The sequence below is a fragment of the Caballeronia sp. LZ032 genome, assembly GCF_031451315.1.
Lineage (GTDB): Bacteria > Pseudomonadota > Gammaproteobacteria > Burkholderiales > Burkholderiaceae > Caballeronia.
Window position 1 is genome coordinate 1,680,722 of the sequence record NZ_JARUXP010000001.1, and the last position, 11,617, is coordinate 1,692,338.

Genomic DNA, 11,617 nt, shown 5'->3' on the forward strand with positions numbered 1-11,617 from the left:
TGAATGCAGCGCGGAGCGTCATTCGCGCCCGTTCTGCAGGCCGCGCTTGATCCACGCACCCAGATTGTGCGGACGCACCGTGTCCCACTCCTCGAACGGCTGATGAATCCACGGGTTCGTTTCGAGAAACTGCACGTGATAGTCGGGCTTCACCTTCGAGCACGCCTTGTACCACAGCACCGCCGAGCGCACCGCCGTGATGGCCGGATAGCGTTCCTTCAGATGCTCCTGCACGCGCGCCAGCGTAACGCCCGAATCGACCAGGTCGTCGACCAGCAGCACATTGCCGGAGAGGTCGCCGCGCGTCATCGTGATGTACTGCGCGATGTCGAGCGCGCCCTGCTCCGTGCCGGCGGCTTCGCGATACGAACTCGTCGCGAGAATGGCGAGCGGCAGGTCATAGATGCGCGAGAGCTGGTCGCCGACGCGCAAGCCGCCGCGCGCGAGGCACAGGATCTTGTCGAACTTCCAGCCCGACTCGTGCACCTTCAGCGCGAGCAGTTCGATCAGCCGGTGGTATTCGTCCCAGCCGACCCAGAGGTTCTTGTCGTCGTTGCGCGGATCCGTCATCGCGATCATGGTGAGGCTCTTCAAATTCAAGTGTTATATGCAAAATGTGGCCGCAGAGGCGGCCACATTCTTTACAGCGTCCGTTCAGGGAAGCCTAAGCTCGCGTGGAGCTCAGACCTTGAACGGGTGACGCAGCAGGATGGTTTCGTCGCGGTCCGGACCGGTCGAGACCATGTCGATCGGCACGCCCGCCACTTCCTGCACGCGCGTCAGGTACTTGCGCGCGTTTTCCGGCAGGCTGTCCCATTGCGTGATGCCGATCGTGCTTTCCTTCCAGCCGCCGAAGGTTTCGTACACCGGCTCGCAACGCGCCACTTCCGACGCGCCGCGCGGCAGGATGTCGACCTGCTTGCCGTCGAGCGTGTAGCCCGTGCAGAGCTTCACTTCGTCGAGTCCGTCCAGCACGTCGAGCTTGGTGATGCACAGGCCCGAAATGCCGTTGATCTGGATGGAGCGGCGCAGCGCGGCCGCGTCCAGCCAGCCGGTGCGGCGCGGACGGCCCGTGACGGAGCCGAATTCCTTGCCGACGGTGGCGAGCGTCAGACCGACCTGTTCCTGGCGCGCGGCGTTGTCGGCGTCGTACAGTTCGCTCGGGAACGGGCCCGAACCGACGCGCGTGCAATACGCCTTCGTGATGCCCAGGATGTAGTTCAGGCGCTGCGGCCCGATGCCCGCGCCCGCCGTGGCCGCGCCCGCAACGCAGTTGCTCGACGTGACATACGGATAAGTGCCGTGGTCGATGTCGAGCAGCGTGCCTTGCGCGCCTTCGAACAACAGGTTGCGGCCGGCGTGGTTCTCGTCGTAGAGACGGCGGGAGACGTCGGTGACCATCGGCGCGAGACGGTCGGCGTAGCCGAGCATGGTCTCGAGGGTTTCCTGGAAGTCGACGGCCTTCGCGCCGAGATACTGCGTCAGCACGAAGTTGTGGAAGTCGAGTGCTTCACGCAGGCGCTCTTCGAACACGGTGCGGTCGAACAGGTCCTGCACGCGCAGGCCGCGGCGCGCGACCTTGTCTTCGTAGGCCGGGCCGATGCCGCGACCGGTCGTGCCGATCTTGCCGGCGCCGCGCTTGGCTTCGCGCGCCTGGTCGATGGCGACGTGATACGGGAGGACGAGCGTGGCGGCTTCGGAAATGAACAGACGCTTCGACACGTCGATGCCGGCGGCTTCCAGTTCGTCGATTTCCTTGAACAGCGCTTCCGGCGACAACACGACGCCATTGCCGATGTAGCAGGCCGTGCCCGCGCGCATGATGCCCGAAGGAATGAGGCGCAAGATGGTTTTCTTGCCGCCGATGATGAGCGTGTGGCCGGCGTTATGACCGCCCTGGAAACGGACGACGCCCTGGGCGTGGTCCGTCAGCCAGTCGACGATCTTGCCCTTGCCCTCATCACCCCACTGGGTGCCCACCACGACGACGTTGCGCCCCGGGTTCACATTCACTGCACTGGCAGACATGTTGATTCGTTAGCTGGTTAAAAACGCATTTTACCTATGTTCGCGAAAGGTTCCGAGTTTTTCGGGATGCGATTCGCGATTCCTTCACGCACGCGCCATTGGAATGTGCTACCAAAAACCCTTGCCGATCAAGCGATTGTATTCGTCGCCGGTTCCGGACAAACCTTCAGGACCGCGCTTCCACCGTCCACGCGCCGTCGCGCTCGACCAGCACGCGATCGAAGGCGAATTCGTCCAGATCGTGTTCATGGCCGGGCAGCGCCTGGATCACCACCTCGCCCGCGTCGCGCAGCGCGGCAATGGCTACGCGCAGCGGTTCGTCGTGCTTCCACGGCGCCAGGATCGCACTGCCGCGGGCATCGACGGGAGAAATGCGCGCCACTTCCCGCAGGTCGAGCGAGAAACCCGTCGCGGGCCGCGCACGGCCATACGCGAGACCCACGTCGTCGTACCGGCCGCCGCGCGCAACCGCGTTCGGCACGCCATCCACGTACGCCGAGAACATCACGCCGCTGTGGTACGCGTAGCCGCGCAGGTCGGCGAGATCGATCATCAGTTCCGCGCCTTCCACCTGGCTCGCGAGGAACGCGAGGTCGTCGAGGGCGCGGGAGATCACCGGCAGGTTCGGCAGGCGGCCCCGCGCAATCTGCAGCACCGACGCATCGCCGTACAGCGAAGGCAGCGCCCGCAAAGCGTCGCGCGGCACCGAGCCGAGATGCGCGGTGAGCTCGTTCAGGCGCGGCACGTCCTTGGTGGCCAGCGCGTCATAGAGCGCCTCGCCGAGCGATACCGCTGCCGGCTCCAGTTCGAGCAGCGCCGCCAGCACGCCCGCGTGGCACAGGTCCAGCCGCACCTTGCGCAGTCCGGCCAGATGCAGCGAATCGAGCATCAGCTGCTGAATTTCGAGATCCGCTTCCAGTCCGGCGTGGCCGTAGATTTCCGCGCCGATCTGGATCTGCTCGCGGGTCGCGTGCAGGCCGCGCGGACGCGTGTGCAGCACGACGCCCGCATAGCAGAGACGCGTGACGCCCTGCCGGTTCAGCAGATGCGCGTCGATGCGCGACACCTGCGGGGTGATGTCGGCGCGCAGGCCGAGCGTGCGCCCGGACAATTGATCGACGAGCTTGAAGGTGCGCAGATTCAGGTCGCTGCCGCCGCTCGTCAGCAGCGATTCGAGGTATTCGAGCATCGGCGGCATGACGAGCTCGTAACCGTACGAGCGGAACCGGTCGAGCAGGCGGCGGCGCAGCTCTTCGATCTTGCGGGCTTCCGACGGCAGGACGTCGGCAATATTCTCGGGAAGCAACCAGGTGGACATCGATACGTTTCCTACGGGACGCAAGGTATTGCGCTCAGTGCGCGGGCTTGCGGACAACAACGGTCAGGGACGGAAGATCAAGGACAAGACAGGTCAAAAGCCGGCGTGGCGCCGCGTGCTTCACGTGGCGATCAGCAGCAGGATGAGCCCGAGCACCATCGCGATCAGCCCGCCGATGCGGATGTGGTTCACCGGCCGCTCCGCGATGCGGCGAAACGTGTCGCGCCAGGCGGTCGGAAACACGAAGGGAAACATGCCTTCGATGATGAGCATCAGCGCAACAGCGAGCAGTAACGTCTCGGCCATGTCCAGGAAATCGAAGATGCGGCGCGACCGCGGATAACCGGTCGCGCCGCGCGGGCAGGATCAGCGCTTCGCCGTGGCGGGCGCGGACGTGTCCGGAAGGCCGCCGGTCGGGCTCTTCATGAAGCGGAAGAAGTCGCTGTTCGGATCGACGATCATCACGTCGCCCGGCTTGAACGTCTTCTTATACGCTTCGAGGCTCTGATAGAACTGGTAGAACTGCGGATCGCGCCCATAGGCGTCGGCCGCTATGCCCGCCGCCTTGCTGTCTCCTTCGCCCTTGATCGACTGCGCCTGGCTATAGGCATCGGCGAGAATCTGCTGCTGTTCGCGCTCCGCGTCCGCCTTGATCTTGTCAGCATCCGCCGTGCCCTTCGCGCGCTCGTTCGCCGCCGCCTGCTGGCGCGCCGCGATCATGCGCTTGTAGACCGAATCCGCCACCGCCGACGGAAAGTCGATGCGCGTCATCTGCAGATCCACGAGCTGCACGCCGAACGCCGCAGCCGCGGCTTCCACGCTCTTCTGGGCATCGCTGGCCAGGGTTTGCTGGTTGCCGAGCGCGTCGGTGAGCGAGCGCTTCGCGAAGCCGCTCGCGAGCGCCGTGCGCGCCAGCGCCGTGATGCGCTCCTGCGCCGTCTGCGTGTTCTTCTCGTTGCTTTCGAACAGCTTGAGCGGATCGGCGACACGGTACTTGATCACCGTGTTGACCATCACTTCGTTCTTGTCGGCGGTGGTGAAGCGGTCGGCGCCGGATTCGTCGATGGTGAGCGTGCGCGTGTCGATCAGCGTGAGCGTCTGGAACGGCGGCGGCAGCTTGAAGTGCAGGCCCGGGCCCGCGACGCGCGGATTGCCTTCGCCATGCGCGGCTACGACGCCGGCATGCCGTTCGTCGACGGTAAAGATCATCGACGAGCCGATGAACAGCACGATGACGACCGCGACCACGAGCGCAATGATTCGGTTCATGTTCGCGCTCCTTACTGCAGGTCTTCGGAACGGCTGCGCGAGCGGAACGCATCGCGCGAGCGCAGCGGGTCGCTCGCGCTTGCGCTTGCGCCGCTGGCCGCACTGGCCACGCTCCCGGGCGCGGCAGCGGCCGGCGCCGATGCGGGCGTTGCGCTCTGCGCGCGCGCCTGCTGTCCATCGGCGGCAGCGTTGGCCGCAGCCGGGGCGCTGGCGCCGTCGGCTGCGTCCTTCGCCTGCTGGCGATTCGCTTCAACGAGCTTGTCGAGCGGCAGATACACCACGTTGTTGCCTGCCTTGCTGTCTACGAAAACCTTCGTGGTGCGCGAATAGATCTGCTGCATCGTGTCCAGGTACATGCGTTGGCGGATGACCGCGGGCGCCTTCGAATATTCGGCGTAGACCTCCTTGAAGCGCTCGGCGTCGCCCTGGGCCTGCGTGACTTCGCGATTGCTGTAGGCGGTGGCTTCGTCGACCATCTTCGCCGCGTCGGCCTTCGCGCGCGGCAGGAGTTGATCGGCGTAGGCTTGCGCGGTGTCGCGCGCGCGTTCGTTGTCCTGGCGCACGCGCGACGCTTCCTCGAACGCCGACTGCACCTGCTGCGGCACCTGCACGCTCTGCACCGCGACGCCGGTGACCTGCAGGCCGGTGCGGTAGGCGTCGAGCGAACGCTGGATGGCGTCCATCAGCCGCGTGCGCAAGGCCTCGCGATCCTTGTAGAGCATGTCGTCGGTGCTGAGGCCGCCGGCAATCTCGCGGATCGCCGCCTGTGCGGCCTGCACGACGCTCTGGTCGGGATCGAGATTGCGGTAGAGGAAGTCGGTGGCCGAGCGGATCTGGTACTGCACGGCAAAGCGCACGTCGACGATGTCCGCGTCGCGGGTCAGCAGCGAGGCATCGCGCACGTTGCCCTGCGACAGCGCGGTGCCGCGGCCCACTTCCACCGAGCGGATCTGCGAGGTATCGACGATTTCGTTCGACTGGAACGGATACGGCAGGCGCCAGTGAATGCCCTGCTGAACCGTCTGGCGATACTGGCCGAACTGCGACACGACGCCGACATGACCGTCCTGCACGACGAACACGCCGCTGCCGAGATAGATGGCGATCAGCACGCCGATGACGATACCCAGCCCGATCTTGCTGCCGCGGCCGTTCTCGCGCGGCGCGCCGCCGTTGCCGGGCTTGCGGCCGAACAGGCCGGCCAGGCGCCGGTTGAAGTCGCGCCACATTTCGTCGAGGTCGGGCGGACCGTCGTCCTTGCCGTTCGGACGCTTGCCGTCCTGCGGACGCTTCGTGTCGTTCTTCACGCCATTGCCGTCGCCCCGCCCCCAGCGCGGATCGTTGATCGAAAAGACGGCAGGGTTGGCTTGCCGGTTAGTCCGCTCGTTGTAGTCGTTCACTCAGTGATTCACCATTAGACAGCCGGGTCGATTCCGGGCCGGTTCCATTCCGATGCGGATCACTGTCCGTGTTCGGGAACCGTGTGGTCGTCACGTTGATCGGCAGGCCGCTGGTCGCCGGGCTGCGCGTTCGTGTCGTGTGTGGCGTTTGACCCGGACTGCGTGGATTGCGTTGCTTCGGACTTTGCTGCGGACCTGGCTTCAGACGCCGCCTTGAAGTTCGCACCGGATTCCGCTTCGGATTCTTCCTGCGCGTCCGGGAATTCCGCGAGCACACTGGGAAGGCCCGCTTCCGTTTCCCCGGTCTCCGCGGCGGCAATTTCCGCGATTGCGGCGCGCAGTGCATCGAGTCCCTGACCCGTGCGCGCACTCAAGAAAACGCGCGAAATATTACCATACTCGTCCCTTTCGACCGCCTCGCCGCGGGCCGCAAGCTCCGGCACGGCGTCGATCTTGTTGAAGACGAGAATCTGGCGGATTTCGTCCGCGCCGATGCCGCGCAGCACTTCGTTGACCTGGTCGATCTGATCGAGCCGCACCGCGCTCGAGGCATCGACGACATGCAGCAGCAAGTCTGCGTGAATGGTTTCCTCGAGCGTCGCGCGGAACGCCGCGACCAGTTGGTGAGGCAACTCGCGGATGAAGCCGACCGTGTCCGACACGACCACGTGCCCCGCTTCCTCGCCGAGATACACGCGGCGCGACGTGGTGTCGAGCGTGGCGAAGAGCTGGTCGGCGGCGTAGGCCTGGGCCTTCGTGAGCGCGTTGAAGAGCGTGGACTTGCCCGCGTTGGTATAGCCGACGAGCGACACCGACATGGTCCGGTTGCGCACGCGCTGGCGACGCTGCGTGCCGTGCTGGCGACGCAGTTTCTCGAGCCGCGCCTTGAGCGCCTTGATGCGCTCGCCGATCAGGCGGCGGTCGGTTTCGAGCTGGGTTTCGCCGGGGCCGCGCAGGCCGATACCGCCTTTCTGGCGCTCGAGGTGAGTCCAGGCGCGAATCAGGCGCGTGGACAAATACTGGAGTTGCGCGAGTTCGACCTGCAGCTTGCCTTCATGGCTGCGGGCGCGTTGCGCGAAGATATCGAGAATGAGGCTGGTACGGTCCACCACGCGGCGGTTCAGCGCGACTTCGAGATTGCGTTGCTGCGCGGGCGCGAGGGCGTGATTGAAAATGACGAGTTCGACGTCGTTCGCTTCGCACTGCAGACGCAGTTCCTCGACCTTGCCGCTGCCGATGAACATCTTGGCATCGGGACTCGAACGGCGGCCGGTGAGCGTGACGGCGGGATGAGCGCCCGCACTTTGTGCGAGCAGGCTGAGTTCTTCAAGACTGGCTTCGAAATCGATTTTGCCGAAGTCGATGCCGACAAGCGCTGCGTTGATCAAATTGATATGTTTAATTTTTGAAGCGACCGGCGAGTTGCTTAATATTGCTATTCAAATGGCATTAAGCGCCGGTCGCAACATGGTTTAGGACGTTTCGGCGTCCGGGTGGAAATTCACCGGGCGGGCCGGCACGACCGTGGAAATGGCGTGCTTGTAGACCATCTGAGTGACCGTATTTCGGAGCAACACGACATACTGGTCGAAGGATTCGATGTTGCCTTGGAGCTTGATGCCGTTCACCAGATAGATGGAAACCGGCACATGCTCTTTACGCAGTGCGTTCAAAAACGGGTCTTGTAACAATTGCCCTTTGTTGCTCATAGCAAACTCCGTATATTTTTTTGCAGGTTGGAAGTATTGTGGACGAAGAAAAAGAGATCCGCCGACAATCGCTACACTATAGCTGATTTTCACTGATTGACGTTTCGGCGCCAGTCGGCCAAAAGGCCAGCCGCGCACCGCGCAGCGGGCCTTTCAACGGGGTTCGCGGCGGCCCCAACAGCAGCCTTGAAGCCACTTCGCCGACGCCGGAACGCCGGACTTTCACGCGGTTCTCACTCCTTGTCCGCGTAAGGGTTTCGACTTGATCGAAACTCTATGCGAAGTGGAGTGCCCACCAGCCCGAAAGTTTCCCGGAAGCGCCCTTCCAGGTAACGTTTATAGGTATCCGTGATCGCGTCGAGCGCGTTGCCGTGCACGACGATGATCGGCGGATTCTGTCCGCCCTGATGCGCATAGCGCAGCTTGGGACGGACCGGGCCGCGCCGGCGCGGTTGCTGGAATTCCACTGCGTCGATAAGGGCGCGCGTGAGCTTCGGTGTCGGCAGCTTCGCCATTGCCGCGGCATAGGCTTCGTCGACCGATTTCAGCAGCCCGCCGATGCCGGTCTTCTCCAGCGCCGAAACGTAATGGAATTTAGCAAAGTCCAGAAACTTGAGCTTGCGCGTCAGGTCGGCCTTGGTGCGCTCGCGCACATGTGAATCCAGCCCGTCCCACTTGTTCACGCCCACCACCAGCGCGCGGCCCTGCTCCACCACGAAGCCCGCGATGTGCGCGTCCTGCTCGGAGATATCCTGCTGCGCATCGAGCAGCAGGATCACGACGTTCGCATCCGAGATGGATTGCAAGGTCTTCACGACCGAGAACTTCTCGATGGCCTCGAACACCTTGCCGCGCCGGCGCAGGCCTGCCGTGTCGATCAGCGTGTACTTGCGGCCCTGGCGCTCGAAATCGACGTAGATCGAATCGCGCGTCGTGCCGGGCATGTCGAAGGCAATGACGCGCTCCTCGCCAATCAGCGTATTCACGAGCGTCGACTTGCCGACGTTCGGACGCCCGACGATCGCAATCTTGACGCCGTGCTGCGCCTTCTCCGCTTCGGTTTCTTCCGGCTGGTCGGCATAGGCGATGTCGAGCGCGTCGTTGATCATCTCGGTCACGCCGTCGCCGTGCGCCGCCGAAATCGCGCGCGGGTCGCCGAGGCCCAGCTCGTAGAAATCAGCCGCGACCGCCGAGTACTTCATGCCCTCGGCCTTGTTCACGACCAGGAAGAGCGGCCGGCCGGTCTTGCGCAGATAATCGGCGATGGCCTTGTCCTGCGGCGCGAGCCCGTTGCGCCCGTCGACGATGAACACCACGATGTCCGCTTCCTCGACCGCCTGGCGCGTCTGGCGCGCCATCTCGTGCAGGATGCCGTCCTTCGCGACGGGCTCGAAGCCGCCGGTATCGACCACGAGGTACGGGCGCTCGCCGCCCACGCGGCCCTCGCCGTAGTGGCGGTCGCGCGTCAGGCCCGGCAGGTCGGCGACGAGTGCGTCGCGCGAGCGCGTGAGCCGGTTGAAGAGAGTCGATTTCCCCACATTGGGGCGCCCGACGAGGGCAATCACGGGTTTCATCTGATGTTGTTCAAGGTTGAACGCTAGGCGGACACGGTACGCGCGGCAAAAAGATGTCGTGCGTGCTTCTGTGCCCCTGCGTTGCTACGCCGCGCAGTGGCTGCGCCTGTCGAAAATTAGCATGGTTTCGGCTTGCCGCACGCACGTCGCGCCGGCCGTTCCGAACTCCGGCGTTCATAAATGCCGGTCGCCTCTCGGGAGGCTTTCTCCGTCGCTGCTGGACGCGCGGCGGGTGCGCGCGCCTCGTTGCAGTCGTCCCGCTCTTGCGTGCGGGTTGTATCGCGGTGCGCGCATGGCGCACCGCTTGTTTCTCGTGCGGCCCGTCGTGGCGGGCCTGCCGCGCCGCGTGAGCGGCGCGCGTACAGCGTGTTGGCCGGAACGAAGTCTCGCGCTTAGTTGCTCGGACGGAAACCGTAGATGTCGCCGTCGTGCGTCTGCACCACGAGCGTTTCGCCGGCCAGCACGGGCGCCGCGGTGATCGCGCTGCCGTCGGTCGACGCGCGGCCGATCATCGTGCCATCGTCCGTGTTCAGGAAGTGCACGAAGCCCTTGTAGTCCCCCACCACGACCGCGCGGCCCAGGATGTACGGCACGCTGACGCTGCGGTTCTTCAGCACGTCGGACTTCCACAGTTGCGAGCCGTCCGACGCGCGGAAGGCGTTGACCACCGACCAGTCGTCGCCCGCCGCGACCAGCTGCTCGCTCTGCGCGAGGCCGCTGTCGCTCGAGAAGTTTTTCTCCCACACCGGCTGGCCCGAGTTGGCATCGAAACAGCCGATACGGCCCTGGAAGGTCACCGCGCAGGTTTGCGCACCGACCAGTCCCGGCGCGCCGGTCACGTCGTTGATGCGCTCGACTTCGGTCACGCCCTTCGGGTAGGACACGGGCGCCTGCCAGTAGGCGTCGCCCGTCTGCAGGTTGATGGCCGCGAAGGTGCCGCCCGGAAAGCCCGCCAGCACCGCCTGGTTGCCCGCGAAGGTCATGCCGGCCGCGACGCGCAGGTTGAGCGGCACGGCGCGCAGCTGGAACACCCACTTCTGCTCGCCGGTTTGCGCGTTGAAGGCGATCACCTTGCCGTCGATCGTGCGCACGATCACGAGATCATTGCCGACCAGCGGCGGCGACACGATTTCGCCCGGCGCCGTGGCGGTCCACAGCTGCTTGCCGTCGGGACCGAGCACGTCGACCTGGCCTTTCAGGCCGCCGACCGCCGTCAGGTTGCCGTCGCTGCCCACCCCCGCCGACAGGTCGTCCTTGAGCTTGATGCGCCAGACGTCCTGACCGGTCTTCGCATCGATCTTCGCGACCGAACCGTTGGCGCCCGCCGCGTACACGTAGTCGCCCACCGCGACCGGCGAGAACAGATAGCGGCCCGCCTTGCCGACGCTCGCCTTCCACGCCTGGTTGACGGTCAGCACCGGCTTGAAGTCCGCGAGCGGCACCGGTTCGCGGCGTTCATCCTTGGTCGACGAACAAGCGGTCAACAAGACAGTCATCGCGCAGGCGAGCGGTACGGCGTAGCGTTTCAAAAGAGTCATCAGTGGACGCAATGTGGAAAGTTGATCGGGTTGGTCGGTGTGCGCGCCGCGCCGCGCGTGCGGCGGTCGGACGCGGCGGCCTGCACACGCGGCCGATGCTTGAGGAACGAACCGGCGCGAACCTTAGCCGCCCAGCGCATCGAGCTTGAACTGGACCAGCTGACGCGCGGACGTGTCGTTCGCGGGCAGCGCGTCGAGCGCGACCTTGTAGGACGCGCGCGCATCGTCGCGCTTGCCCTGGGCCGCCAGCAGGTCGCCGCGGCGATCCGCGATGACGCCCTTGAACGCGTCGAGCGGAGCGTCCGCGAGCAGCTTCAGGCCGGCGTCGTAGTTCTTCTCGTCGAGCAGCACGAGCGCCAGGCGCAGCTTCGCGATCTGCTTGTACTCGTCGTCCTTCGCGTGGTCGATGACCCATTGCAGCTGGGTCTTCGCGCCGGCCGCATTGCCCGCCGCGTACAGCGACTTCGCCGCCGCGAGCGCGCCCATTTGCGCGTAGGCCGTGCCGCCGAACTTGTCTTCCATGTCCGATGCCATCCGTGCGACCAGCGCCTGGTCGGGGCCGTTCACGGCCTGCTGCAGATGGTCGTACAGCACGGAGGCCTCGGCTGCCTGGCGGCGCTGCCAGAAATTCCAGCCGTTGTAGCCGGCGGCCACGATGAGCACCGCAAGCACGATCCAGGTCGTGGCGTTACCCCATTTGGCCCACCAGGCTTTTACGCTTTCAATCGATTCTTGTTCGTCGTGATAGCTCATCGTCCAGCTGATCCTTACTGCGTTTCAT

General features: G+C 65.0%; 11 protein-coding genes. All 11 read right to left on the reverse strand.

Translation table 11 applies throughout. The features are described from left to right. Window positions 1–18: 18 nt before the first annotated feature. The 11 genes from QCE69_RS07840 to QCE69_RS07890 all read right to left on the reverse strand — a co-directional run bounded on the left by QCE69_RS07840 (window position 19) and on the right by QCE69_RS07890 (window position 11,589). On the reverse strand, window positions 19–579 hold the full coding sequence (locus QCE69_RS07840) for a phosphoribosyltransferase (RefSeq protein ID WP_309808484.1): 561 nt from the start codon (window positions 577–579) through the stop codon (window positions 19–21). A gap of 102 nt (window positions 580–681) precedes the next feature. Further along, window positions 682–2,028 carry an adenylosuccinate synthase gene (locus QCE69_RS07845; protein ID WP_309930212.1) on the reverse strand — a complete coding sequence of 449 codons (1,347 nt, stop codon included), beginning with the start codon at window positions 2,026–2,028 and terminating at the stop codon, window positions 682–684. Between the two features lie 166 nt (window positions 2,029–2,194). Further along, the gene (locus QCE69_RS07850; RefSeq protein ID WP_309930214.1) at window positions 2,195–3,346 is read right to left on the reverse strand and encodes an ATP phosphoribosyltransferase regulatory subunit; all 1,152 of its coding nucleotides are present in this window, start codon (window positions 3,344–3,346) and stop codon (window positions 2,195–2,197) included. A 120-nt stretch (window positions 3,347–3,466) separates the two neighbouring features. Continuing rightward, window positions 3,467–3,658 (reverse strand): DUF2065 domain-containing protein, encoded by a 192-nt coding sequence (locus tag QCE69_RS07855; protein WP_309811530.1) that lies wholly within the window; start codon window positions 3,656–3,658, stop codon window positions 3,467–3,469. A gap of 54 nt (window positions 3,659–3,712) precedes the next feature. Next, window positions 3,713–4,615: a protease modulator HflC gene (gene hflC, locus QCE69_RS07860; protein ID WP_309916561.1), complete on the reverse strand. Its 903-nt coding sequence runs from the start codon at window positions 4,613–4,615 to the stop codon at window positions 3,713–3,715. Window positions 4,616–4,626: 11 nt separating this feature from the next. After that, entirely contained in the window at window positions 4,627–6,015 is a 1,389-nt protein-coding gene (hflK, locus tag QCE69_RS07865) for an FtsH protease activity modulator HflK (protein ID WP_309930215.1), read from the reverse strand. A 59-nt stretch (window positions 6,016–6,074) separates the two neighbouring features. Then, on the reverse strand, window positions 6,075–7,403 hold the full coding sequence (hflX, locus tag QCE69_RS07870) for a GTPase HflX (RefSeq protein ID WP_309916567.1): 1,329 nt from the start codon (window positions 7,401–7,403) through the stop codon (window positions 6,075–6,077). A gap of 84 nt (window positions 7,404–7,487) precedes the next feature. Continuing rightward, the gene (gene hfq, locus QCE69_RS07875; RefSeq protein WP_035930711.1) at window positions 7,488–7,724 is read right to left on the reverse strand and encodes an RNA chaperone Hfq; all 237 of its coding nucleotides are present in this window, start codon (window positions 7,722–7,724) and stop codon (window positions 7,488–7,490) included. 233 nt (window positions 7,725–7,957) lie between these two features. Then, on the reverse strand, window positions 7,958–9,298 hold the full coding sequence (der, locus tag QCE69_RS07880; RefSeq protein ID WP_309916570.1) for a ribosome biogenesis GTPase Der: 1,341 nt from the start codon (window positions 9,296–9,298) through the stop codon (window positions 7,958–7,960). 392 nt (window positions 9,299–9,690) lie between these two features. Beyond that, window positions 9,691–10,836 carry an outer membrane protein assembly factor BamB gene (gene bamB, locus QCE69_RS07885; RefSeq protein WP_309930218.1) on the reverse strand — a complete coding sequence of 382 codons (1,146 nt, stop codon included), beginning with the start codon at window positions 10,834–10,836 and terminating at the stop codon, window positions 9,691–9,693. A gap of 123 nt (window positions 10,837–10,959) precedes the next feature. Beyond that, complete coding sequence (locus tag QCE69_RS07890) at window positions 10,960–11,589, reverse strand: tetratricopeptide repeat protein (RefSeq protein WP_309930220.1); 630 nt, start codon at window positions 11,587–11,589, stop codon at window positions 10,960–10,962. Window positions 11,590–11,617 lie beyond the last annotated feature (28 nt).